This is a genomic window from Peptostreptococcus canis (assembly GCF_014229965.1).
GTDB classification, from domain to species: domain Bacteria; phylum Bacillota; class Clostridia; order Peptostreptococcales; family Peptostreptococcaceae; genus Peptostreptococcus; species Peptostreptococcus canis.
In genome coordinates this window covers 1-24,837 of sequence record NZ_JABGBW010000006.1, presented here as the reverse complement: position 1 = coordinate 24,837, position 24,837 = coordinate 1, and the positions used below count along the sequence as shown (strand labels likewise).

Annotated in this window: 27 protein-coding genes; 24 read left to right on the top strand and 3 right to left on the bottom strand. The window is 29.6% G+C overall.

Annotated elements, in window-relative coordinates:
* The first annotated feature begins 1 nt into the window (after position 1).
* The 16 genes from HLB29_RS07245 to HLB29_RS07170 all read left to right on the top strand — a co-directional run bounded on the left by HLB29_RS07245 (position 2) and on the right by HLB29_RS07170 (position 13,626).
* Positions 2-1,081 carry a DUF3866 family protein gene (locus HLB29_RS07245; protein ID WP_185624506.1) on the top strand — a complete coding sequence of 360 codons (1,080 nt, stop codon included), beginning with the start codon at positions 2-4 and terminating at the stop codon, positions 1,079-1,081.
* 115 nt (positions 1,082-1,196) lie between these two features.
* On the top strand, positions 1,197-2,009 hold the full coding sequence (locus HLB29_RS07240) for a purine-nucleoside phosphorylase (RefSeq protein ID WP_185624505.1): 813 nt from the start codon (positions 1,197-1,199) through the stop codon (positions 2,007-2,009).
* Between the two features lie 20 nt (positions 2,010-2,029).
* Positions 2,030-3,157: an endolytic transglycosylase MltG gene (gene mltG, locus HLB29_RS07235; protein WP_330604441.1), complete on the top strand. Its 1,128-nt coding sequence runs from the start codon at positions 2,030-2,032 to the stop codon at positions 3,155-3,157.
* Positions 3,158-3,221: 64 nt separating this feature from the next.
* The gene (locus HLB29_RS07230) at positions 3,222-3,887 is read left to right on the top strand and encodes an O-methyltransferase (protein WP_185624504.1); all 666 of its coding nucleotides are present in this window, start codon (positions 3,222-3,224) and stop codon (positions 3,885-3,887) included.
* Between the two features lie 156 nt (positions 3,888-4,043).
* A complete protein-coding gene (locus HLB29_RS07225) occupies positions 4,044-5,279 on the top strand; it encodes a peptidase U32 family protein (protein ID WP_185624503.1) in 1,236 nt (411 codons plus the stop codon).
* A 211-nt stretch (positions 5,280-5,490) separates the two neighbouring features.
* Positions 5,491-5,877, top strand: coding sequence for a hypothetical protein (locus tag HLB29_RS07220; protein ID WP_185624502.1), 387 nt, complete (start codon positions 5,491-5,493; stop codon positions 5,875-5,877).
* Between the two features lie 2 nt (positions 5,878-5,879).
* Complete coding sequence (locus HLB29_RS07215; RefSeq protein ID WP_185624501.1) at positions 5,880-6,470, top strand: hypothetical protein; 591 nt, start codon at positions 5,880-5,882, stop codon at positions 6,468-6,470.
* Between the two features lie 73 nt (positions 6,471-6,543).
* A complete protein-coding gene (locus HLB29_RS07210) occupies positions 6,544-7,017 on the top strand; it encodes a type II secretion system protein (protein ID WP_185624500.1) in 474 nt (157 codons plus the stop codon).
* Complete coding sequence (locus HLB29_RS07205) at positions 7,014-7,556, top strand: hypothetical protein (protein WP_185624499.1); 543 nt, start codon at positions 7,014-7,016, stop codon at positions 7,554-7,556. The genes HLB29_RS07210 and HLB29_RS07205 overlap by 4 nt, the downstream gene beginning before the upstream one ends.
* Positions 7,557-7,688: 132 nt before the next feature.
* Positions 7,689-8,156, top strand: a complete 468-nt coding sequence (locus HLB29_RS07200) for a ribosome maturation factor RimP (RefSeq protein WP_185624498.1) — start codon at positions 7,689-7,691, stop codon at positions 8,154-8,156.
* 19 nt (positions 8,157-8,175) lie between these two features.
* Positions 8,176-9,468 (top strand): transcription termination factor NusA, encoded by a 1,293-nt coding sequence (nusA, locus tag HLB29_RS07195; protein ID WP_185624497.1) that lies wholly within the window; start codon positions 8,176-8,178, stop codon positions 9,466-9,468.
* A gap of 21 nt (positions 9,469-9,489) precedes the next feature.
* Positions 9,490-9,765, top strand: coding sequence for an RNase P modulator RnpM (gene rnpM, locus HLB29_RS07190; protein ID WP_185624496.1), 276 nt, complete (start codon positions 9,490-9,492; stop codon positions 9,763-9,765).
* Between the two features lie 13 nt (positions 9,766-9,778).
* Positions 9,779-10,087, top strand: coding sequence for a L7Ae/L30e/S12e/Gadd45 family ribosomal protein (locus HLB29_RS07185; protein WP_185624495.1), 309 nt, complete (start codon positions 9,779-9,781; stop codon positions 10,085-10,087).
* Positions 10,088-10,117: 30 nt separating this feature from the next.
* Positions 10,118-12,061, top strand: coding sequence for a translation initiation factor IF-2 (infB, locus tag HLB29_RS07180; RefSeq protein ID WP_185624494.1), 1,944 nt, complete (start codon positions 10,118-10,120; stop codon positions 12,059-12,061).
* A gap of 50 nt (positions 12,062-12,111) precedes the next feature.
* The gene (gene rbfA, locus HLB29_RS07175) at positions 12,112-12,450 is read left to right on the top strand and encodes a 30S ribosome-binding factor RbfA (protein ID WP_185624493.1); all 339 of its coding nucleotides are present in this window, start codon (positions 12,112-12,114) and stop codon (positions 12,448-12,450) included.
* 72 nt (positions 12,451-12,522) lie between these two features.
* Positions 12,523-13,626: a DUF3810 family protein gene (locus HLB29_RS07170; RefSeq protein ID WP_185624492.1), complete on the top strand. Its 1,104-nt coding sequence runs from the start codon at positions 12,523-12,525 to the stop codon at positions 13,624-13,626.
* A 116-nt stretch (positions 13,627-13,742) separates the two neighbouring features.
* Here the strand turns inward: HLB29_RS07170 and HLB29_RS07165 are convergent, their stop codons facing one another.
* A complete protein-coding gene (locus HLB29_RS07165) occupies positions 13,743-14,294 on the bottom strand; it encodes a chromate transporter (protein WP_185624491.1) in 552 nt (183 codons plus the stop codon).
* Complete coding sequence (locus tag HLB29_RS07160) at positions 14,284-14,847, bottom strand: chromate transporter (RefSeq protein ID WP_185624490.1); 564 nt, start codon at positions 14,845-14,847, stop codon at positions 14,284-14,286. Before HLB29_RS07160 ends, HLB29_RS07165 begins: the two co-directional genes overlap by 11 nt.
* Before the next feature lie 147 nt (positions 14,848-14,994).
* Between HLB29_RS07160 and HLB29_RS07155 the strand changes: the two genes are divergently transcribed.
* Genes HLB29_RS07155 through HLB29_RS07145 form a run of 3 tightly spaced genes read left to right on the top strand, consistent with a single transcriptional unit; the run spans position 14,995 to position 18,478 of the window.
* Complete coding sequence (locus HLB29_RS07155) at positions 14,995-16,845, top strand: tetratricopeptide repeat protein (protein ID WP_185624489.1); 1,851 nt, start codon at positions 14,995-14,997, stop codon at positions 16,843-16,845.
* Positions 16,846-16,870: 25 nt separating this feature from the next.
* Entirely contained in the window at positions 16,871-17,806 is a 936-nt protein-coding gene (locus HLB29_RS07150) for a magnesium transporter CorA family protein (protein WP_185624488.1), read from the top strand.
* 9 nt (positions 17,807-17,815) lie between these two features.
* Entirely contained in the window at positions 17,816-18,478 is a 663-nt protein-coding gene (locus HLB29_RS07145; protein ID WP_185624487.1) for a methyltransferase, read from the top strand.
* Positions 18,479-18,562: 84 nt separating this feature from the next.
* Here the strand turns inward: HLB29_RS07145 and lexA are convergent, their stop codons facing one another.
* Complete coding sequence (gene lexA, locus HLB29_RS07140; RefSeq protein ID WP_185624486.1) at positions 18,563-19,195, bottom strand: transcriptional repressor LexA; 633 nt, start codon at positions 19,193-19,195, stop codon at positions 18,563-18,565.
* Positions 19,196-19,503: 308 nt separating this feature from the next.
* Between lexA and miaB the strand changes: the two genes are divergently transcribed.
* From miaB to HLB29_RS07115, 5 genes are all read left to right on the top strand, one after another.
* Complete coding sequence (gene miaB / locus HLB29_RS07135; protein ID WP_185624485.1) at positions 19,504-20,952, top strand: tRNA (N6-isopentenyl adenosine(37)-C2)-methylthiotransferase MiaB; 1,449 nt, start codon at positions 19,504-19,506, stop codon at positions 20,950-20,952.
* 24 nt (positions 20,953-20,976) lie between these two features.
* A complete protein-coding gene (locus tag HLB29_RS07130; RefSeq protein ID WP_185624484.1) occupies positions 20,977-21,555 on the top strand; it encodes a hypothetical protein in 579 nt (192 codons plus the stop codon).
* A gap of 101 nt (positions 21,556-21,656) precedes the next feature.
* A complete protein-coding gene (locus tag HLB29_RS07125; RefSeq protein WP_185624483.1) occupies positions 21,657-23,321 on the top strand; it encodes a glutamine--tRNA ligase/YqeY domain fusion protein in 1,665 nt (554 codons plus the stop codon).
* Between the two features lie 279 nt (positions 23,322-23,600).
* Positions 23,601-24,215 (top strand): recombinase family protein, encoded by a 615-nt coding sequence (locus HLB29_RS07120; protein ID WP_185624482.1) that lies wholly within the window; start codon positions 23,601-23,603, stop codon positions 24,213-24,215.
* A gap of 396 nt (positions 24,216-24,611) precedes the next feature.
* A partial coding sequence (locus HLB29_RS07115) for a hypothetical protein (protein WP_185624481.1) occupies positions 24,612-24,837 on the top strand: 226 nt, incomplete at its 3' end.

The following is a 24,837-nucleotide window of genomic DNA, read 5'->3' as shown; positions in this document are numbered from 1 at the left end:
TATGATAAGTAAAAGATTAGGCATTGTAAAAAATATAAAAAGTGAAAATGACCTTATCCAAGATTTATTCGTGGATATCCATGGAGACATTCAAAGAGCTTATAACTATATACAGATATCCGGAAAAGCAAAAGTTGGGGACAGAGTAATCATGAATACAACAGCTGTCGAATTAAGTTTGGGTACGGGCGGATTTCATTATATAATAACTAATCTGGATAATCCGGAGTCATCCTTTACAGAAGGTGGTCATATAATGAAACTTAGATATACTCCTATTCAAATAAAGGTAGATTCTGTAGAAGAACAGGGAAGTCCCTATCATGATACTATCAAAAATTTTACTGATTTAGATAAATTACCGGTTGCAATTGGAGAATTACATAGCATTATTCCTCCCTTTGTGGCAACATTTAAAAAAATATGTCCAAATAAAAGACTGGTATACATAATGACAGATGGAGCTGCATTACCATTGGCTTTTAGTAAGAATATAGATATACTTAAGAAAAAAGGGCTACTTGAGAATACAATAACTTATGGAAATGCTTTTGGTGGAGATTATGAGTGTGTGAACATATACACAGCATTGATAACTGCTAAAGAAATCTGTAAGGCGGATTGTGTAATTATAGCAATGGGGCCTGGAATTGCAGGAACAGGAACTAAATACGGATTTAGCGGAATAGATCAGGGAATGATAATTGATGCCGTAGAAAATATGGGAGGAGAATCTTTTATAATTCCTAGAATCAGCTTTTCAGATTCTAGAGATAGACACAATGGAATATCACATCATACAATGACAATTTTAAAAGATATTGCCAATAAACAGACAAATGTAGTAATAAATAACGGTTATGATAGACAAAAAATTGAAAAAATGATTGTTCAATTATCTCAAAATGACATAAATTCCAAACATAAAATTATTTATGCCAAATATAATGATACTAAAAAAGATTTGGATAATTATGATTTGAAAGTAAGAAGTATGGGAAGAACTTATGATGAAGATAGTGAATTATTTGATGCTTCATCATGTGTAGCAAGTGTAATAGCAAAGAAATTAAATGAATAAGATGGGTAAAAACTATAATACATAATTATTTGTAATATAATCAATTTTGGTGTATTATTAAATATAAATAATATTCATAATTAATTATTGAAGTGATTTTGAAATGGAGAAAAAAATGTTGAGCTTAGTACAAGAAAGTGTAAATTACATAAACAGTAAAATCAATTGTAAGCCGGAAATTGTTTTGATATTGGGTTCCGGGTTAGGTGATTTAGCTGATGAGGTTGAAAATCCTACTATAATTTCGTATAAAGATATTCCAAATTTTAAAAGCTCAAATGTTGAAGGGCATAAGAGCCAGCTGGTAATAGGGAAATTTTATGGAAAAAATGTGTTGATTATGCAAGGAAGATTTCATTATTACGAAGGTTATTCCCAGGCAGAAATAACATATCCTATTAGAGTTTTTAAAGAAATGGAAATTGATAAAATATTGGTAACAAACGCAGCAGGTGGTTGCAATAAAGATTTCAAACCAGGAGATTTAATGATAATAAAAGATCATATCAATTTTAGCGGCAGAAATCCATTGATAGGTCCAAACGATGAAAAAGAAGGGCCTAGATTTCCAGATATGTCAGAAGCATATAGTAAAAAAGGGATTGAATTGATAAAAAAATGTGCTGAAGAGCTTAATATCGTAATAAAAGAAGGTGTTTATATGTTTTTTTCTGGACCAAGTTATGAAACACCATCAGAAATAAAAATGGCAAGTATTTTAGGTGCAGATGCAGTTGGTATGTCAACGGTTCCGGAAGTTATAGTATCTAAATATTGTGGTATGGAAGTATTTGGTATATCCTGTATTACTAATATGGCAGCAGGTATTACATATAAACCTTTGAATCATAAAGAAGTGATAGAAACAACAAAAGTTGCAAAAGAAAAATTTTCTGGTTTAGTACGGATGTTAGTTACTAAAATTTAAATAAGAAAGGAATAAAATTAGTGAAAAAAAACAATTTCGGAAAAAAAGGTAAAAAAAGAAAAAGAATTGTAGTATATAGATTTCTAATAATAATTTTCTTGATTTTTTCAATATTAGCAGCTGGCGGAAATATTTATTTTAAAATAGCTTCAGGCGCAGTTGATTCGTCAAACAAGCAAAATATTGTTGTAGATATACCAGATGGCTCTACAGTTCCAGAGATAGCAAGAATATTGAAAAAAAATAAGCTTATAAGAAATGAAAGGGTATTTATTTCTAATGCCAAAAACACCGATAAATCTAATTTAATGAAAGCTGGAAAATACAAGTTATCTCAGAGTATGTCAAATGATGATATTATTCATAAGATGATAGATGGAATGGTTTATCAGGATGGTATAAAAATAACTATTCCAGAAGGAAGTCTATCTACTGATATTGTAAATAAGCTTGTGAATAAAGGACTTGGAAATAGGCAAGTTTTTGTAAAACTTTTTAGAGAACCGAAGGCTTTTTCTAAAGAATACAAGTTTCTAGATAATAGTAGAATCAAAACTTTAGAAGGATTTCTATATCCTGAAACTTATTATTTTAAAAAAGGAAGTACTGAGAAACAAATATTCTCAAAAATGCTAAAAGAATTTGAGAAAAACTATAACAAAAATGTTAAGGCTTATGTAGATAAACAAAAATATGACTTCTATGATACAGTGATTATGGCATCCATAGTTGAAAAGGAAACAGTACAGGATGTTGATAGAGATATAGTTGCAGGCGTTTTTTATAATAGGTTGGATAAAAAAATGAAATTGCAGTCGGATGCAGTGTTGCAATACGGACTACCGGAGAGAAAAAGCAGGGTAAGATATAAAGATTTAAAAGTTGATACTGTATATAATCTTTATATCCATGATGGTTTGCCACCAACTCCAATAGCGAGTCCGGGCATAAAGTCTTTGGTTGCAGCTGCAAATCCAAAAAGAACAAATTATTTATACTTTATTACGGGTACAGATAATAAAAATTATTATAGTGAAACCTATGAAGAACATATGAAATATGCAAAAAAATATCACAAAGAATTAGATGCTCTAGAGGCAAAAGATAAAGAAAAAGAAAAAAAGGCAAGTGAAAGCAAAAATAATTAGTTAAGTGTGATGTATTATATAGCGGGGAGATGATATTCTCCCTGCTTTTTGAGAGGAATAAAAAATGAGTAATATTGTTAATAATCTGGTTGAAGAATATATCAGAAAAACTTTAGAAAAAAGCACTGGTATAATAAGAGACATGGAAATATATGCAGAGCAAAACTCAGTACCTATTATCCATAAAGAAGTTGCAGAATTTTTGAAAGTATTATTAAAGATACACAAACCAAAGAGAATATTGGAGATTGGATGTGCAATAGGATATTCATCTATATTTTTTACTACTGTACTTGAAAATAATGTAGAAATAATTACGACGGAAAGAAATCCATTAATGATCGAAAAAGCCAGAGAAAATATTTCAATTGCGGGTCTTGAGGATAAAATAAAACTATTGGAAGGTGATGCCGAAGAAACTATAAAATTGTTAGAAGGCAAGTTTGATATGATTTTTATTGACGCAGCTAAGGGACAATATAAATTATTTTTCGATTTAGTTATCGATAAATTAAAAAACGGCGGAATTATTGTATCGGATAATATATTATACAAAGGTATGATAGCAAGTGATGAATATGTTGTAAAGAGAAAAAAAACTATTGTTAAAAGAATGAGAGACTATCTGGATTATATATGCAAGGCTGAATATTTAAATACATCTATTATACCGATAGGAGACGGGGTCGCAATCAGTTATAAAAAGTCGGACAAAAATGTAGAAAAATAGTTGTCTAGCCTTTATAATCATAATGAATAAAAAATTTATGTGCGGGTATACAATAAAGATGTGTATTATAGAATTAGCTCATTAAATGGCAAGAAAGCCATTTTAACATATATAAACGCAGAAATAAGTTATTATTTATATAGAAGGGAGATAAAAATGGAAAGAGTAGAATTACTCGCTCCTGCAGGTGATTTAGAAAGATTAAAAATTGCTTTTGAATATGGAGCGGATGCAGTTTATCTTGGTGGTGAAAATTTTGGAATGAGATCAGCTGCAAAGAATTTTAGTATAGATGATATAAAAGAAGGAGCCGATTTTGCTCATAAAAAAGGGAAAAAAATATTTGTAACAGTAAATATTATTCCTCATAATGAGGATTTTGAAGGTTTTAAGGAATATCTTATCGAACTTGAAAAAGTGGGAGTAGATGCTTTAATAGCTGCAGATCCGGGCGTAATACAAGTAATTAAAGAAACTTTGCCCAATATGGAAATTCATCTGAGTACGCAGGCCAATACCACAAATTATCATAGTGCAAATTTTTGGTATAATCAAGGTGTTAAGAGGGTCGTGGTAGCCAGAGAACTTTCTTTTGAAGAAATAAAGGAAATTAGAGAAAAGACAGATAAAAATATGGATATTGAAGCATTTATGCATGGAGCAATGTGTATTTCATATTCGGGTAGATGTTTGATAAGTAATTATATGACTGGAAGAGATGCAAACAGAGGTTCATGTGCTCAATCTTGCAGATGGAAATACAGTTTAGTGGAAGAAAAAAGACCTGGAGAATATTTTCCTGTGTATGAAGATGAAAAAGGAACCTTTTTCTTTAATTCTAAAGATTTGTGCATGATAGAGTATATTCCTGAATTAATTAATTCAGGGATAACAAGTTTAAAGATAGAGGGAAGGATGAAGACTGCATATTACGTAGCAACGGTTGTTAGGGCATATAGAATGGCTATAGATGAGTATTATAAAAATCCCGACCAATGGAAATTCAATCCGGTGTGGTTGGATGAATTAAAAAAAGGAAGTCATAGACATTTTACTACCGGTTTCTATAATGATAAACCAGGAACAGAAGAACAAAATTATGCATCTGCATCTTATGTAAGAAATTATGATTTTGTCGGAATTGTTTTGGATGCACCTGATAAAGATGGCTATGTGACTGTAGAACAGAGAAATAAGATGGTGGTAGGTGATGAAATAGAAATAATAGGTCCGTATACTGATACTCTACTGGCAACAATTGAGGAAATGTATGATGAGGAAAAAAATCCTATTACTGAAGCACCGCATCCCAGACAATTAGTAAGAATGAAACTACCAAAACAGGTTGGACCGAACTTTATGTTGAGAAAAGAAATTGAAGAAACAAATTAATCTAATTATGAATATTTGAAACACTGCTAAATTTGGTAGTGTTTTAATTTTTTAATTTTTTGTCTATATATCTATAGATAATTGAAAAAGATAAAGAACTTATTATGTAATTGAAAATAAAATATAACAGATAAAATATTAGAAAAAATATTGATATTTAAGTCTAAAAAATGCTGATTTAAAATGAATGGGAAGATAGGAGATAGTCAAAATGTTTTTATCAAATAAAAAATTTGAAAAAACTTATGTTAAGAAAGATGGTTTTGCATCTATTGATATAGTATTTGCACTATCGTTTTTCTCAATATTAATATATGTTTTTTCAGTTTATACATATAGCGTGAATATTTCTCTAAAAAACCATAATTCTTTAAAAAATGAATTGATTGATGAGGCAGAAAAGGAAAAGGAATATATTTTATCTCTTACAGATGATGATATATATCAAAATCATGAATTTATGAAACTTAAAAGTATGAGTATAAGAAAAAACAGATATTTAATTGATTCTAAGTATGGTCTAATAAAAACAAATATTGAAGTTGTCAAAAATGGAAGAAAAGATAATATAGAGGTTTATTCTATAATTGGAGAGTAATTATGGAGAAGTTATATCGAAGAATATCTGTATTGATGAAAATAAAAAAGAGCAAGGGGAATGCTTCTGTTAATGTCGTTATTTTTTTACTATTTATATGTACGATTGTAAGTTCAACCACAATAATATTGAAAAGTAGAAACAGATTAATATTGGAAGATGATGCATTGTTTAAAAATGATTACAAATATGAATATACATATAAGGTTGTAAAACTGAATTTCTATAACGCAATAGAAGAAGCTTATGAGAAAAGCAATAAAGATGATGAATTTAGTAAATATTTTAGTAAATATTCTACTGAATATTTTAGAAAAGTATTTCAATGTGATTATTACAAAGATGAAAAAGTCCAGATAGAGAAAATCGAGAATGATAAATCAGAAAGCAATATAGAAATAAAAGAAGAATATATAGAATTCTATATAACTGTAAAGTATGATGAAAAAGGCGCATTTAGAGCTGAAATTTTAAAGTGCAGAATTTATAATCCATACAAAAAATTTGATGATATCTACGAAAATGAGGACAAAACCATAAAAAGAAATCTTAGTAAAAAGGATGTAAAAACTCTTTTTAAAATATTGTATTAAGAGGCTTTGTATATAATTTATGTGAAAAAAATAAAAATTGTTTTTATAAAAAAATTGTATCGGTAGGTGTTTCATGAAAAGAAAAGGTATAACAATAGTAGAATTAATAGTGGCTATCAGCATATTAGGTATATTTTTATCTCTTAGTGTACCTAAATTACTTAGTAGAGATAAACTTTTTGAATCGACGATTTACCAGATGAAATCTTATATAAGAATGTATTCAATAAAATCATTATATTCCAAATCCAAATATACAATAAATTTAGATGGAAAAAGATTTAGAGTTTATAGAAATTTTAAAAAAATACAAGAGTGTAATCTACCAAGTGACTTATTTATAGTTTCGAAAAAAGAGGATATAAATTTTAATTCAGTCAATCGATATGGTGCACCTGAAAGTGGTATGACAATTTACTTATTTGATTCAGTTACTCATAGGCTAGAGCGAATAACAATAATGTTGGGAAGTGGGAGAGTAATGTCATATAAGGACAATTATTTGGAAAGAAAACAGGAAATTGATCAGTTGATAAAAGCAAGGTGATAAAAATTTTAAATGAAAATATGAAATTTTTAAAGAAAAGAGAAGGATATATACTTATAGAAATGATAATTTTTTTAACTGTTTCAATGATTATAATAATGACATCTTATATAATTATAATGTTCGCAATACACGAATTTAACACTGTTAATTATTATAGTGAACTTGAAGAAATTTCTCTTTGTGTGCAGGATAAAATAAGAATGGAAATATCTGAATCCATTGATATAGTAGGGTATGATAAATATTTAAACTCTGTTAAAGATGGTCAATATACTCAGATAAAAAGATTATATTATATATGTAGAGATAGAGAAAATAGAGAAAATATAGTTCAAAAAAATATTAGTATAAGCGATGAAAAACTATATATAGGCAAAAAAAGTAAATATCAGATAGGAAATTATGTAGATAAAATTTTTATTTCAGAAGAAAAAAATAAAGATGATGAATTAATAGCAGTTTCTTTTAAAATAGAATATAAAAAAAGCAAAGTAAAGTATATGAGTAAGTTTAAAGTATATAAGAAAAATAAATAAGCTTTAAAATATTGTATGTATGGATTTTTTGTGTTATAATAAATAAAGTATAGTTTTTAGGGAATGTGAGGCATTTTTGGCTCACATTTTTTAATGCAATACTGTTTACAATTGAATATGGAGGTGTGAGGATTGAAAAAAAACATTGCACAAAAGGTGGAAGAGCTAGTTTTACCTATTGCTGACAAATTTAATTTTGAATTGGTTGATGTTGAATTTGTCAAAGAAGCGGGTATGTACTATTTAAGAGTAATACTTGATAGTGAAAAAGGAATTGGATTAGACGAATGTGAAAAAATGAGCAGAGAAATAAATCCAATTTTGGATGAAAAGGACTTTATAGAAGAAAACTATTTTTTAGAGGTCTGTTCTCCGGGAATTGATAGGGTGTTGAAGAGAGATAAAGAATTTACTAAATATTCCGGCAGAGAGGTAGAAGTGAAACTTTATAAAAATCATGATGATCTTAAAACTAAACAGTTTGAGGCTATTTTATCCGGATTGAATGAAGATGGAGATGTAATCCTATTATATAACGATAATAAATTGGTACTAAGTAGAAAAGAAATAGCACAGATACGTCTTGCTGTGGTATTTTAATTAAATGGAGGAAAATAAGATGAATACGGAATTTATACAGGCTCTTAATGAACTTGTTAAAGACAGAGGAATTGACAGAGATGTATTGCTTGAGACAATTGAACAGGCTCTAACATCGGCATACAAAAAGAATTTTGGCTCGGCTCAGAATGTCAGGGTTGATATGAATAGAGAAACAGGGGATATAAAAGTATATTCTCAGAGAGTTGTAGTTGATGAATCAGATCTTTATGATAATTTCTTAGAAATAGAGTTATCAGAAGCAAGAAAAATTAATCCTAATTATGAGTTGGGTGATATACTTGAGTATGAAGTAACTCCTAAGGATTTTGGAAGAATAGCTGCACAAACAGCAAAACAGATTGTAGTTCAGAAAATTCGTGAAGCTGAAAGAGAAATGACTTATAATGAATTTGTCGAAAAACAGGATGAGCTTGTAACAGGAGAAATATCAAGAGTTTCTTTAAGGGATGGAAAAAAGATTGTATTTGTTCAAATAGGTAAAGGTGAAGGTATCCTTCTTCAAAGTGAACAAATTCCAGGAGAAGAATATAAAATTGGTAAAAATATGAAATTCTATGTTGTGGAAGTAAATAGGACTAATAAAAGCCCTCAGATAGTAGTGTCTAGAGGACATTTTGGGTTAGTTAAAAGACTATTTGAAATGGAAGTTCCTGAAATACAGCAAGGAATAGTTCAGATTAAATCCATGTCGAGAGAAGCCGGATCAAGAACAAAGATGGCAGTTAAATCTACAGACTCCAATATAGATCCAATTGGTGCTTGCGTGGGAACACAGGGATCAAGAGTTAGAAATATAGTGAGTGAATTAGGCGATGAAAAAATTGATATAGTAAAATACAGCGATGATCCGGCAGAATATATTGAAGCTGCACTTAGTCCTTCAAAGGTTACCAAAGTATTTGTAAATAACAAAGAAAAATCAGCAGTCGTTATTGTTCCTGATTATCAGTTATCTCTTGCTATTGGTAAAGAGGGACAGAATGCGAGATTGGCAGCCAGACTTACAAATTGGAAAATAGATATAAAGCCGGAATCAGATTTTAATGAAGATGATGAAAGAACACTTCTTGAAAAGATAGAATCAGATAATGAAATTTTTGAACAAGAAGAAATTGCCAGAACGCAACGTGAAAAAGAAGAACAAGAAAGAGAAATATTAAAAGAAGAATCTTTAGAAGTCATAGAATCGATTGATTTGGACGAAATGTATGAAGAGGAATCAGAAAATATTATTGAAGATAGTACAGAAATATATGAAGATGATTTTGAAGACGATATAGAAGAGTAATTAAGTCTAGGGGTGAGCATAATGCAAAAAAAGAAAAAAGTTCCTCAAAGAAAATGTATTGCTTGTCAAGTAAGAGGAGATAAAAAAAGTCTTGTAAGAGTTGTAAAGAATAAAGAAAATGATATTTTTTTAGATCCTACAGGTAGAGCAAATGGAAGAGGTGCCTATGTATGTGCAAATAAAGAATGTTTGTCTAAAGCTATAAAAAGCAAGGCATTTAATAGAGCATTTAAAATGGATGTAGAAGATAGTATATATGAACATCTGCTTGATGAACTTGAAAAAATTGATTCTTAAATAGGGAATAATTATGGATGATAAAAAAATTTATTCATGGCTTGGTCTATGTATGAGATCCGGGAACCTGGTTTCAGGAGATGACACTACATTGAGAGATGTCAAAAAAAATAAACTTAGTCTTGTCATAATTGCAGAAGATGCATCTGACAATACAAAAAAATTATTTAAAGATAAGTGCAGTTTTAGAAATATTGAATATTATTTTTTCGGAACAAAAGAAAAAATAGGGAATTCAATAGGTAAAAGCCCGAGGGCTGTACTTGGTATTAGCGATAAAAATATGGCTATTCAAATAGTAAAACTACTATCAAAAGAGTAGTAAAGGGCTTATTTTTAGGAGGTGGTAATTATGTCTATGACTAGTATAAAACATATTGCCGAAGATTATAACATGAGTGAAAAAGAGCTTATGAAAAAAATAAATGACTTTGGTGTAGAAATAACAGAAGATAAAAAACATATTGAAGGTGAAAATTTACATTTACTTATTGAAATGCTTAATGAAGAAATTAGAGAAGCAAATGGAAATGTAATTGAAGTAGATAGCAAGATTACTGTTCAGGATTTAGCAAATAAAACGGGAAAATCAGCATCTGAAATAATAATGAAGCTTATGAAGATGGGAACTATGGCTACAATTAACCAGGAAATTAGTTTTGATATAGCTTCACTAGTATGTAATGAGTTTGGTTTTAATTTGATGAAAAATGATTCTTCAGAAATTGAAGAGTTAGAAATAGAAGCCCTAATGGAAATTGAAAAAGATGATGAGAAAGATTTAATGCCTAGACCACCTGTTGTAACAGTTATGGGACATGTCGATCATGGTAAAACTTCACTTTTAGATGCAATTAGAGATACTAATGTTATTTCCGGAGAAGCGGGGGGAATTACTCAGCACATAGGAGCATCAGAAGTAACTATCAATGGACAAAAGATTGTATTTTTAGATACGCCGGGACACGAGGCTTTCACATCTATGAGAGCTAGAGGTGCTCAGGTAACTGATATTGCGATACTTGTGGTGGCTGCAGATGATGGTATAATGCCTCAGACAATAGAAGCTATCAATCATGCAAAAGCAGCCAGTGTACCTATTATTGTAGCTATAAATAAGATAGATAAGCCGGGTGCAAATCCTGATAAAGTTAAACAGGAATTATCTGAACAGGGTCTACTTGTCGAAGATTGGGGAGGAGATGTGATTTCTGTAGAAGTATCTGCAAAGAAGAGATTAAATATAGATACATTACTTGAAATGGTTCTATTAGTTGCAGAAGTGGAAGAATTAAAAGCCAATCCAAATAAGAGGGCAGTAGGTACTGTAATCGAAGCAGAACTTGATAAGGGAAGAGGTCCTGTGGCCACTGTATTAGTTCAAGGTGGTACTTTAAGAGTAGGTGATCCTATTGTAGCCGGTGTTGCAAGTGGTAAAGTAAGAGCCATGATAAATTATAAAGGGAAAAGAGTTAAGCAGGCAGGTCCTTCAACTGCAGTTGAAATACTAGGTTTATCAGAAGTTCCTTCTGGCGGAGATCAATTTGTAGAGGTTCCTAATGATAAAACAGCTAGACTAATTGCTGAGAAAAGACATGCATTACAGAGAGAAGAAATGTTAAAGGCTTCTTCTAAGATTTCTCTTGATGATTTGTTTGCACAAATGAGTGAAGGTAAGGTCAAAGATCTTAATATAGTAATAAAGGCAGACGTTCAGGGATCTGTGCAAGCCGTTAAGCAGAGTTTAGAAAGATTATCTAATGATGAGGTTCAAATAAAAGTAATTCATGGTGGAGTTGGTGCAATAACTGAATCAGACGTATTACTTGCATCTGCATCGAATGCCATTATAATAGGATTTAATGTAAGACCGGTTTCCGGTTCGGAACAAGTTGCTGAAAAAGAGTCTGTAGATATTAGAACATACACAATCATTTATAAAGCTATTGAAGACATAAAGGCAGCGATGAGTGGTATGCTTGATCCTGAATATGTAGATGAAGATACTGGTAAGGTAGAAATTAGGGAAATATATAAGATTTCCGGAATAGGTACAGTAGCCGGTTGCTATGTATTATCAGGAAAAATAGTGAGGAATTCAAAAGTAAGAATAGTTAGAGACGGAATTATAATTCATGAAGGTGAATTAGCAGCACTTAAGAGATTTAAAGATGATGTAAAGGAAGTCGCACAGGGATTTGAATGTGGTTTAAGTTTCGTAAATTACAATGATATTAAGGTTGGAGATATAGTAGAGGCTTATATAGTTAAAGAAGTAGAAAGAACCATAGACTAATAACTGCATTTCGATTTTAGTTACATCTAGCAAAGAAAGAGGTGTACAAAATGGCTTCAAATAGAATAAAAAGAATAAGCGAAGAAGTAAAAAAAGTTATAAGTGTGATGCTTATAAACGGAATAAAAGACCCTAGAATAACTTCAATGATTAGCGTTACAGATGTTGAAGTAACAAATGACTTAAGATATGCATTTGTATATATAAGCATATTGGGTGGCAATAAAGAAGAGTCATTAGAAGGACTTAACAGTGCGAGGGGATATATAAGAAGAGAGGTAGGAAAAGCCATTAAATTAAGATATGTTCCGGAAATTATCTTCAAGATAGATGATTCACTGGAGAGAGGAATGTATATGGATGAGCTTATAAAAAATCTCAATTCTTAATGATTCTAAAGGGGGTTGTAACTCAACCCTCTTTAATAGTATAATAATCTTCAATAAATGGAGGTGACAATCTTGTTTAAATTTAGGATTATTCCATTGCTATTACTTTTATTTTCAATTTTTACAATAGGATTATCTTCAAAATATAATGCTGCTACGGAGCTAATATACACAAATGTAATCAATAGAGGTATAAGAGAAAAAATAAGTTTATTGGTAGGTAAGACTAATTTATCGGTAGGCGAGATTTTGTTGGTGATAATATTTATATTGATTATAGTTTTTTTAATTAATTTTGTAAGACGAATATTAAAGCCAAGCAAGTGGTTAGAGAGTTTAGTAAGATTTTTTTGGGGAAGTGTAAATATTATATCTATTTTGTTATTTATTTATATTTTAATGTTTGGTCTAAATTATCATACTCTAAGTTTGGATAAAAATTTAGTTGAAAAATATAATAATAAATATTCTACTGAAATAAAGGTAAGCATTGACAATCAAAAACGAGAAGAAGTGTTTAAATATTTAGTTGAAAAAACCAAAGAAAGTAGAGATATTTTAAAGACAACGGAAGGTTTGACATCATATAATTTTCTTGATTTATCTGAACAGGCGGTTCAGGGCTATAACATAATTTCAGAAGCTTTTCCAAATTTAGGTGGAAAATATTCTTTACCTAAAAAATCTTTTGCTAATGAAGGAATGATGTTTTTGGGATTAGATGCAAGATATTCTATGTTTGCAAATGAGATAACTGTAAATACAAAAATTCCAAATGAATATATGCCATTTGTTATTTCAAAATATATGGCATATCAAAGAGGGATTGCCAGAGAAGATGAGGCGAGTTTTTTTGCTTATTTAGCATGTACAAACAACTCTGATATTAAATTTAAGTATTCAGGTTATTTAGTTATGTTGAGTATGGTTTCAGAGTCTATGAGAAATTATAATAGAGTAGCTTATAATAATCTTGTAACCAGCATTGATGAAAATGTGGTACGTGACCTTGCCAAAATTGAAAGTTATAAAGAAAATTATGGGCACGGAACAGAATTTAAAGACTTAATAAAAAATAATTTTAAAAGATTAAATGGAGATATAAGGATTGACGGAGTTGAAAATCAAGTTACTCAATTACTATCTATTTACTATTCTTTATTTACATATAATTAAATATACGGATTAGCCATATACATGAAAATGTTGGTTTTATAATATTTAGCGTTGATAGTAAAAATATACATAATTTACTTTCAACGCTATTATTTATATAAAATGTTGGATTATAATTACAATATAAAACTTAGCAATATTCCGGCAATAGATGAAATTCCTATTATCTTTACAATATCAATTTTTTTGTAGAAAGTGCACATTATACCGATTATAAATCCGACTATGCCTATAATGTTTAATTGATTTTTAGATGAATAAACCGATGAGCTAAACATATTTATAGCAGCTATTAAAATTAGTCCTGTAATGGCAGGTTTTAAACCCTTTAAAATATAGTCCATAAATTTGATTTTTTTCCCTTTAAACAGGAAATGTCCTAAAATTAACATTAAAATACAACAAGGAGTTATCTCGGCTATTGTAGCGACAATACCACCTAATAGTCCGGCTGTTTTCACACCAATAAATGTGGCGGAATTGATTCCTATTGGACCGGGTGTTATTTGGGAAAGAGATACTAAATCGGATAATTGGTCCATAGTAAGCCAATTTCTTTCTATAACAACATATCTATGTATTAGAGGAAGTACTGCATATCCGCCACCAAAAGCGAAACTTCCGATTTTTAAAAATGTAGTATATAGTAAAAAGTAATTATTTAACATCGTCTTCCTCCTTGGCAAATGTAAAAACCATAAGGCCAATTAATCCACTTATAGCTATGATATATATAGTATTTATGTTTGTAAAATATCCTATTACAAATGATGATACCATCAATATCAATCCAAAAATTTTATGTTTTGCCAAATTTTTTTTAGCCATATTAAAAACAGTGAAAAATAGAACGGCACTGATAGCTCCTCCCATAGACTCCAAAGCGGACTTTATCCATTTTATATCAATTATACCGGCATAAACATAGTAAAGTATAGAAATAATAATGATACATGGCAATATAGATGCTAACAAGCAGGTTAGAGCACCTTTCCAACCCTTTAAACGATACCCTGTAAGTATGGAGGTATTAATTGCCATAGGACCGGGGCCGGACTGAGCAATTGCCACTATATCCAACATTTCGTTACTATCAATTAAATTTCTTTTTTGTGAAAACTCTTCTATAATTACGGGAACGATTGTATATCCGCCTCCGAAAGTTATAGAATTAATTTTAAAAAAAATAAAAAACAGGTCCATAAAACTGATATTTTGCACAAAATCACCACCCAAATAATAATCTTCTAAGTATTATTATATCAGAGTTGCCAAAAAAAATTTAGTTTTCTTTACTTTACTTTTTAAATAATATATAATATTAGGTGAGTTATTATGTGATTTTTTGCATAAAAGGAGGTGAATGATATGTCGCAAAATCCAAAGATGGATTATTTAAAAGGCAATTTCTATGAAAAAATAGGAAAATCTGAATTGGCCGTTGAAAAGTTTATAGATGCTGCAGATGCTGGTTATGAAAGAGCACAATTGATTTTAGGTCAGCTATATGATAGTGAAGGAGAACTTGAAAAGGCCGAAACTTGGTATAAAAATGCCTTTAACAGTGGCATTGATTACGCTGCTTTTAACCTTGGAAATATGTACTATAACAATGAAATATATGATACATCATTATATTGGTATGAGAAAGCTGCAGAAAAAGGAATTCTTTCTGCAAAAAATAATATGGGTGTTATATATTATATACTTGAAGATTATGAACAAGCAGAACAAATGCTTAAATCAGCTGCAGAAGAAGGTTTTGCAAAATCATATTTTAATTTAGGTCTTTTGAACTGTGAATTAGGGAATGAAGAACTCTCAGAAGAAATGTATGAAAAAGGAGTTCAATTAAATGATGAAGATGCTACATATAATGTAGCTGTTATTGAGATGAACAGAAATAATTTTACAAGATCAATGGAGCTGTATAGAAAATTAACAAAAAAGAAAAATATAAATGCTTGTATTAATTTAGGTATTTTATGTGAATTATCTGAAAATTACTCTGATGCAGAAAAGGCATATACTATAGCTGCAGAAGAGGGAAATGCGCTAGCCCAATATAGATTGGCTTTTTTGCTTGATAAAATGAAAAAAGAATCAGATGCAATTCATTACTATGAGCTTGCCATTGCACAAAACAACACTTTAGCGAAGTATAGATTGGCAAATTTATATAATAGAAATAATGATACCGATAATGCAAGGGTATATTACAAGATGGCTGCGGATGATGGTGTTCGTGAAGCAAAGAATAATCTTGCAGGTATATTATTTGAAGATAAAAACTTTAAAGAAGCCGGAATTTATTTTAAACAAGCAATAGATGAAGGATGTTATAATTCATCCGAAAATATGGGAGATTTATGCAGGGCTTTAAAAGATTACGATTTAGCAATTCATTATTATAAAATGATGCCTAGCAGTACGACTTGTCAAATTAAATTGGCAAATATGTATGAAAAGAAAAATGATATAGAAAATATGACTACCTGGTATAAAAAAGCCGCTGATAATGGAGATATTGAGTCATGTTTTAAATTAGGTACGATATATGAAAAAATGGGCAATGAAAAAGGGGCTATACGATATTACAGAATAGCTTCTGACTATGGTCATAATATTGCAAAACTTCATGCCGGCCAAATGTTTTTTGGACAGAGAAATTATGAAGAAGCAAAACTATATTTAGAGGAACCTGCTGAAATAGGCAATGTTTATGCGTTAAATACGTTGGGTGTAATATATGATAATTTTTTTAGTGATCCCAAAAAAGCAATTGAATATTATGAAAAGGCTATAAGACTGGAATGTACAGAGTCAATGTATAATCTTGCTCAGTTACTATTGAGAAACTATGAATATGAAAAAGCTGAGAGATATTTAAAATTAGGAGCTGATAAAGGCAATAAAAGATGTGAATATTTTTTAGCTGCATTTTATTTTAGAAAATCTATGGATATGTTTAAATCATTAGCAAATATAAACTACGAAAATACTCAGCAATTGATATATGAGATAAGAAATCTTGATTTTATAGATGATCATCTTTTAATGACTGATTTTTCAGTATATCCATTAAAATATGAAGAAATAAAAGAGGATGTTGAGCCACTATACATACTTGATATAGATGAAGATATAACTGCATATTTTGAAGGAAAAGAAACGAGAATGGCGGTAGATCAGGGAGAAGTCGAAAATATAGACATATAAAACTATCTATCAGAAAGGAGGAGCGATGATAAGATATTACAAAACGCTTAATCTAAAGCTTGAAAAACTGAATGATTATGAACCAAGTTGTTGGATAAATCTTACCGAGCCTACTTCCAATGAAATAGATGATCTATCTGAACTACTTCAATTGGATAGAGATGTAATTTCAGCTGCACTCGATGACGATGAAAGTTCAAGAATTGAAACCGATGATGACTATACATTAATACTTATAGATATTCCTTTTGATATTTCCGATACTACATCTTCAGGTTATGTTACTATACCAATGGGAATAATACTTGCAAGAGACAGTATAATTACAATTTGTTCGAAACAGACGAGAATATTAAATGATTTTATTGTTGGTCATGTGAAGGATTTCTATACGTTTATGAGAACAAGATTTATATTGCAGATACTTTATAGAAATGCTTCTTATTACCTACATTATCTAAGGAGAATAAATAGAACGACTTCAGAAATAGAACAAGAAGTATACAAATCAATGAAAAATAAAGAACTGCTTCAATTGTTAAAACTTGAAAAATCGTTGGTATACTTTTCTACATCTTTAACAGCAAATGAAGCGACGTTAGATAGATTATTAAAACAAAATGTAGTTAAGCAATACGTAGAAGACGAGGATTTACTTGAAGATGTAATAATTGAAAACAAACAGGCTTTGCAGATGTCAAAGATTTATGGTGATATTTTAAGTAGAATTATGGATGCCTTTAGTGCGATAATAAGTAATAACCAAAATAATGTAATGACATATTTGACAATTGTCACTATAATTATGGCAGTACCAACTATTATATCAGGTTTATGGGGAATGAACGTTCCTGGAATACCATTTGAACATTCACCTATGGGCTTTTGGTGGGTAGTGTTATTGACCGTTTTATTTGTTGCTTTTTCAACAGCTTATCTAATTAAAAAGAGATTATTATAGGGGTGGCTTATGAAAGAAACCTATTTTGAAAAAATATTGAGAATTAATACATCAAAATCCGAAACAAGAATGGATAATGCAAAATTGTATAATAGATATGAACCTACACCGTATAGAGCTTTATTGACATTATTCAAACATTATGAAGCAAAAGAAGATGATCATTTCGTTGATTTTGGATCCGGAAAAGGAAGATTTTCGTTTTTTGTAAATTATTATTATAATTCAGGGTGTACAGGAGTAGAGTTAGTTGAAGAATTTCATTTGAAAGCATTAGCAAATTTAGAGAATTATGGAAAAAAGAATCCAAGTGCTAAAAATAAATTATTTTTTGTAAATGACTATGCAGAAAAATACACTGTTTCAAGTTTTGAAAATAAATTTTATTTTTTTAATCCATTTGCATTAAATATTTTTATTTCAACAGTTAATAAAATAATAGAATCAGTGGAGGAACATGAGAGAGTAGTAGATATAATTCTTTATTATCCATCTGCAGAATATATCAATTATTTAGAGAAAAATACTACTTTTACACATTTAATGGATATTCCATTAGAAATAACAAAAGATAATTATAGAGAAAAATTTGTTATTTACAGGTTTGGAAATACATTTGATATATTGAGTGAAGAATATATGAAAGAATATTTTATACATCCATGCAAATAAAGGGATTTTTGATTATACAAAATTTGACTTTAAAAAAGAGAAGTAGAGTGATTAGAATATTACTTTACTTCTCTTTTTTAAATTTTATAAAGTTCTGAATACACCCGTAACTGATCCGAGAATTTGCACTTCTTCCGGGGAAAAAACCATTTCTGAGTACATTTTATTTTCCGGAATAAGTATAATTTTTCCGTTTCTTATATCTAATCTCTTAACAGTTGCAGTATCTCCATCAATTAAAGCTGCTATGATTTTTCCTTTTTTAGGTTTTTTATCAGAAGAATCCACTACAATTAAATCTCTATCAAAAATACCCGCATCAATCATGCTATCTCCTTTTACTTTCAACATAAAGCAGCTTCTACCCTTTATATATGATGAAGGAAGAGGGATATATTCCTGTATATTTTCTTCTGCAAAAATAGGTTCACCGGCTGCAATTTCTCCAACTACCGGTAAACTTATAATTTCCTGGCTAGTGATAGTTGGGTTTTCAGAATTTTTATCAAGTATTTCTATTGCCCTTGGTTTTGTAGGGTCTTTTCTTATATATTCATATTTTTCAAGTCTATTTAATATACCGAAAACTGTCGATGTAGATTTTATTCCCAATTCATTACAGATTTCTCTGACTGAAGGTGGATAACCTTTGTTGCCGCTGTGCTTTTTAATATAATTTAAAACCAAAATATCTTTTTCTCTTAATTCTTCGTACATAAAAATTCCCCAATTCATAATTAATAGTAACTAGATTATAACATGGTATGAACATATGTTCAATAGAATCTAATATGAGTATTTAAAATAAAAAACAGAAAAGACATTTTGATTACATGATTAAATATAAATAATTTGATTTTTCTTTAAAATATGATAAAATAGTATTAGGTAAAAGCCACTGGTACAAACAGTGGTTTTTCTGGGTTTAAGACGATAAAAATTATGAATTATAATAAATACAGTGTAATATTTGTACAAATGGGGTAGAAATTGTATTAAAAATAATAGTAGGGAGAAATGATAAATTGTCAAAGAGAAAACAAACTGAAGTAGCTATAGAAAAAATAGAAGAACAGGAAAAATATATAGAATTAATTCATAGAATGAATGAAGATGAATTTAATAAAACAGGAAAAAGAAAAACATTTTATATTCAAACATATGGATGCCAGATGAATGAGCATGATTCTGAAATGCTGATTTCAATGCTAGAATCCATCGGATATTCTCAGGGAATTTCCGAGGAAATGGCAGATATTGTTATTTACAATACTTGTGCGGTTAGGGAAAATGCCGAATTAAAAGTATATGGAAATCTGGGACATCTAAAAAGCATAAAGAAAAAAAGACCGGGGATGAAAATTGTTGTCTGTGGCTGTATGATGCAGCAACCTCATGTTGTCGAGGAAATCAAAAAGAAATATAACCATGTAGATCTGGTGTTTGGAACTCATAATTTATATAAGTTCCCTGAATTATTATCAAATGTATTTGACAGAGAAGATATTCTCGTTGACGTATGGGATGTGGATGGTGAAGTCGTAGAAGGACTAAAAAGTAATAGAAAATTTGATGTAAAAGCATTTGTCAATATAATGTATGGTTGCAACAATTTTTGCACATATTGTATTGTTCCATATACTAGAGGAAGAGAAAGAAGTCGATTGCCACAGGATATAATAACTGAAATTGAAAATTTGGTGCAAAATGGAGTAAAAGAAGTTACTTTGTTAGGACAGAATGTAAATTCATATGGAAAGACATTAGATGAAAAAGACAGAATCGATTTTGCCAACTTATTAAGAAAAGTCAACGAAATCAATGGACTGGAAAGAATTAGATTTATGACCTCTCATCCAAAAGATATTTCGGATGAGGTGATTTATGCAATGAGAGATTGTGAGAAAGTTTGTGAGTTCTTACATCTTCCTTTCCAAGCAGGTAGTACAAGTCTGTTAAAAAAGATGAATAGGCATTATAGTAAAGAAGATTATCTAAAAATAGTAGAAAAAGCTAAAAAAGAGGTTCCTAATCTGGCCTTTTCTACCGATATAATGATAGGCTTTCCGGGTGAAACAGAAGAAGATGTCAATGATACTATTGATGTAGTAAAAAAAGTTAGATACGATTCGGCTTTTACTTTTATCTATTCTAAAAGACGAGGAACTCCTGCTGCAAAAATGGAAAACCAAATACCAGAGGATATAAAGCACAAAAGATTTGATAGGGTACTGGAAGAAGTCAATAAAATTTCCGGAGAAGTCAACTCGGAATATTTGAATAAAATAGTAGAAGTATTAGTAGAAGGTTCAAGTAAAAAAAGAAACGATATTATGACTGGAAAAAGTAGACAGAATAAAACCGTGAACTTTATAGGCGGTGGTGAAAATCTAGTTGGTAAGTTGGTTAATGTTAGAATAACTGATCCAAAATCTTTTTCTCTAAATGGCGAACTTGTAGAAGTAATTAGATAATAAAGGTATGAAAGTGTGGTTATTATGAATAAATATTTACGTAAATCAATCACTCTAGTATTTGTTTCTTCATTTATTTTTCTTTCCGGTTGTGGAAAAGAAGTATTTGAAGATAGAAGAATGAGTTCACAGAAAGATCAAGGTATAGAATTAGAATATAGGATATATAATGTAGCACTTGTAGACTCAGGATATAACTGGTTCTCGGAATATTTAGGGGATTTTATATCGTCTTTAAATGAGGTAGACTATAAATTAAATCCGAAAATAGTTGAAAAGAAAATTCAAGATGTAGAAACAAAAAAGGATCAAATTAATGGCATTGATATCAAAAGTGTGAGAAAAATGATGTCAAAGGTTGAAAAAAATATTTCTGAAAAGGAAGTCAATGATCCCGAGTTTCACAATATGATGATTGAGAACAAATCAAATGTTGAGAATAATATAAAATATATGGACAAAATATTAGATTTAATAAAATCTGGTCTAAAATTGGGGCTGGATGGAGAGTATAGTAAAGAAGATTTACAGAAAATAAATTCCATACAGTCGGATATTATAGAAATTAACGATAAAAATATAAAATATCAAAACCAAAGATAAAATTTTTTTAATGATTGGTTTTATAAAATAAATTGCCTTTATTTTTTGTTGATTTTGCTATAAAATATAAGATAGAATAAAAATAAAGACGGAGGTAAAAGATGGCTTTTGAAAGAGAAAATTCTAATTTTATTAGAAATATAGTTATAGACGATTTGGAAACTGGAAAGCATGATAGTATAATTACCAGATTTCCACCGGAACCTAATGGCTATTTACATATTGGACATGCAAAAAGTATATGTTTAAATTTTGGATTGGCAAAGGAATTTAAAGGAAGAGTAAACCTTAGATTTGATGATACAAATCCATTGAAAGAAGATGTTGAATATGTAGAGTCGATAAAAGAAGATGTATCATGGCTAGGATTTGATTGGAACGAACTACATTTTGCTTCCAACTACTTTGAAGAAATGCATGACAGAGCTGTTCTATTGATAAAGAAAGGACTTGCATATGTAGACGATTTGAGTGCTGATCAAATAAGAGAATATAGGGGAACTTTAAAAGAACCGGGAAAAGAAAGTCCTTATAGAAATAGAACTATTGAAGAAAATCTTGATTTATTCAAGAGAATGAGAAATGGAGAATTTAAGGACGGGGAAAAAGTGTTAAGAGCAAAAATCGATATGGCTTCTCCTAATATTAATTTAAGAGACCCGGTAATATATAGAATTTCGCATTCTGCACATCATAATACAGGAGATAAGTGGTGTATTTATCCGATGTACACTTTTGCACATCCTTTAGAAGATGCTATAGAAAAAATCACTCATTCCATATGTACACTTGAATTTGAAGATCAAAGACCTTTTTATGATTGGACCGTCAGAGAATGTGAGATGGAAGCAATTCCAAGACAAATTGAATTTGCCAGACTTAATATGACAAATACTGTAATGTCAAAGAGAAAATTAAAACAATTGGTAGATGAAGGTATAACAGATGGATGGGATGATCCCAGAATGCCTACTATTTCTGGACTAAGAAGAAGGGGATATACACCTGAATCAATAAGAAATTTCTGCGGAGAAATCGGTGTATCCAAAGCTGATTCTACTGTTGATAGTCAGATGCTGGATTTCTTTTTGAGAGAAGATTTGCAGCCAAAAGCACCACTTGCCATGGCAGTTATCAATCCACTAAAGTTAGTAATTACGAATTATCCTGAAGGCGAATCTGAACAGATTGAAATAGAAAATAATGCTAAAAATGAAGAAATGGGTAAAAGAATGGTTAGTTTTTCCAGAGAACTTTATGTTGAAAGAGATGATTTCATGGAAGTACCTGTAAAAAAATATTTTAGACTTTTCCCTGGAAATGAGGTAAGACTTAAAGGTGGCTATTATGTTAAGTGCAATGAGGTAATTAAGGATGAAAATGGTGAAGTAATCGAAATACATTGTACTTACGATCCTGCTACAAAAAGCGGTTCAGGATTTGATGGTAGAAAAGTAAAGGCTACTATACATTGGGTTGATGCAAATAATTGTAAACCTGCTGAATTCAGACTATATGAACCTTTAATTTTAGACAATGATCCGGAAAATGAAGGAAAGCATTTTTTAGAACAAATCAATGAAAACTCGCTTATAGTTAAACATGGATTTACAGAAACAACGGCATTACAAGATGTAAAGAAAAATGATAAATTCCAGTTTATACGAAATGGTTTTTATTGTGTAGATTCAAAATATTCTACTGATGAAAATCTTGTTCTAAACAGAATAGTACCTTTAAAGAGTTCTTTTAAGTTAAATAAATAATGCAAAAAGTTTTATAATTATATAATATTATCTTAAATATGTATAAATTTAAATATAAAAAATGACTACACAGTTTGTGTGGTCTTTTTTTATGGAAAAAAGTTTTGAATATTATATCTAAACTTTTAATCAAAAATTAATTTATGTATTTGAAAATGAGTATCGTAAATTATATTAATAAATATCAATTTAATTGTAATAAACGGTGTTTTTGTTCGGGATATTAATATAAAATATCTAATGTAAATAATAAAATATATAATAACAGGAGGTAATTAAATGAGATACGGATATATACGAGTATCTACTAAAGAACAAAATATCGACAGACAACTAACTGCCATTCTAAATGAAGGAATAAAAAAAGAACAAATATATATTGATAAAGCGAGTGGCAAAAATTTTAATAGAAGCAAATATAAAAAATTAATTAAAACGTTGGAAAAAGGAGATGAACTTTATATTAAATCAATAGATAGACTAGGAAGAAACTATGATGAAATTATTAAAGAATGGAATATAATCACTAAAAAAAAGAATGCTGAAATTGTTGTCTTAGACTTTCCACTTCTTGATACGAGAAGTAAAAATAATGATCTTACGGGAAAATTTTTATCGGATATAGTGCTTCAGACACTGTCATATGTGGCACAAATCGAAAGAGAAAATACACATCAAAGACAAATGGAAGGTATAAGAGAGGCAAAGAAAAAGGGAGTAAAATTTGGTAGACCAAAAAAGAAAATACCAAATAATTTTGAAGAAGTATTAAAGAAATGGGAAAGAGGAGAAGTTAGTCTTAGAGGAGGGGCTAAATTACTGGATTCAAGCCATACAATATTTTCTAGGTGGATTGAGGAATATTATAATAGTCAGCATTTAAAATATAAATAAATTATAAAGACTGTATATAAAAGTAGACATTTATTTACAATAAAATTTATTCCTAAAAAAGAATCAAGTATATATTAAAATTTTTAGAGGTATTATAAATACATGAATATTATATTTAAATAATTATAACATATATTGTTTTTAAATGTCTAAGTTTAATTCCAATATATCAAATACCAGACAGACGATATTCTAGGGAAAGGAGGTGGAATTTTAGAGGAATATATATTATAAATTTACTAATTAAAGCATTATAAAAAATATAAACAAAATTATTGTATCAAATATTTTATGATAGAAAGTCGAGTATAAAATATGAAAAAAAAGATTTGTTTATTGTTAGGATTAATTTTTGTTGGCACAATCTTTTTTCTTTCGGGTTGCCAAGGAAATAAATTGAGCAAGGAGGAATTAATAGAACAAATAATAGAAAAAAATAATAAAGTGCAGTATGTCGAAATAAAGAATGATTTAGAAACTGATATACATTCAGGATTCACAAGTCAAATGACAAAACAGGAACTAGAAGGTAATGCAGAATATGATTTAAAAACAAAACAAATAAAAGAAGGAAAAGTACGCATTAAATCAAATGGAAGTGTAAAAAGTGATGTTACTGTTG

Coding starts and splice junctions, on each gene's coding strand:
- HLB29_RS07245 (WP_185624506.1), top strand. CDS start 2: ATGATAAGTAAAAGATTAGGCATTGTAAAAAATATAAAAAGTGAAAAT.
- HLB29_RS07240 (WP_185624505.1), top strand. CDS start 1,197: ATGTTGAGCTTAGTACAAGAAAGTGTAAATTACATAAACAGTAAAATC.
- HLB29_RS07120 (WP_185624482.1), top strand. CDS start 23,601: ATGAGATACGGATATATACGAGTATCTACTAAAGAACAAAATATCGAC.
- HLB29_RS07210 (WP_185624500.1), top strand. CDS start 6,544: ATGAAAAGAAAAGGTATAACAATAGTAGAATTAATAGTGGCTATCAGC.
- HLB29_RS07230 (WP_185624504.1), top strand. CDS start 3,222: ATGAGTAATATTGTTAATAATCTGGTTGAAGAATATATCAGAAAAACT.
- infB (WP_185624494.1), top strand. CDS start 10,118: ATGTCTATGACTAGTATAAAACATATTGCCGAAGATTATAACATGAGT.
- HLB29_RS07215 (WP_185624501.1), top strand. CDS start 5,880: ATGGAGAAGTTATATCGAAGAATATCTGTATTGATGAAAATAAAAAAG.
- HLB29_RS07130 (WP_185624484.1), top strand. CDS start 20,977: ATGAATAAATATTTACGTAAATCAATCACTCTAGTATTTGTTTCTTCA.
- lexA (WP_185624486.1), bottom strand. CDS start 19,195: ATGTACGAAGAATTAAGAGAAAAAGATATTTTGGTTTTAAATTATATT.
- HLB29_RS07165 (WP_185624491.1), bottom strand. CDS start 14,294: ATGTTAAATAATTACTTTTTACTATATACTACATTTTTAAAAATCGGA.
- nusA (WP_185624497.1), top strand. CDS start 8,176: ATGAATACGGAATTTATACAGGCTCTTAATGAACTTGTTAAAGACAGA.
- HLB29_RS07125 (WP_185624483.1), top strand. CDS start 21,657: ATGGCTTTTGAAAGAGAAAATTCTAATTTTATTAGAAATATAGTTATA.
- HLB29_RS07220 (WP_185624502.1), top strand. CDS start 5,491: ATGTTTTTATCAAATAAAAAATTTGAAAAAACTTATGTTAAGAAAGAT.
- HLB29_RS07185 (WP_185624495.1), top strand. CDS start 9,779: ATGGATGATAAAAAAATTTATTCATGGCTTGGTCTATGTATGAGATCC.
- HLB29_RS07155 (WP_185624489.1), top strand. CDS start 14,995: ATGTCGCAAAATCCAAAGATGGATTATTTAAAAGGCAATTTCTATGAA.
- HLB29_RS07145 (WP_185624487.1), top strand. CDS start 17,816: ATGAAAGAAACCTATTTTGAAAAAATATTGAGAATTAATACATCAAAA.
- rnpM (WP_185624496.1), top strand. CDS start 9,490: ATGCAAAAAAAGAAAAAAGTTCCTCAAAGAAAATGTATTGCTTGTCAA.
- HLB29_RS07150 (WP_185624488.1), top strand. CDS start 16,871: ATGATAAGATATTACAAAACGCTTAATCTAAAGCTTGAAAAACTGAAT.
- rbfA (WP_185624493.1), top strand. CDS start 12,112: ATGGCTTCAAATAGAATAAAAAGAATAAGCGAAGAAGTAAAAAAAGTT.
- HLB29_RS07225 (WP_185624503.1), top strand. CDS start 4,044: ATGGAAAGAGTAGAATTACTCGCTCCTGCAGGTGATTTAGAAAGATTA.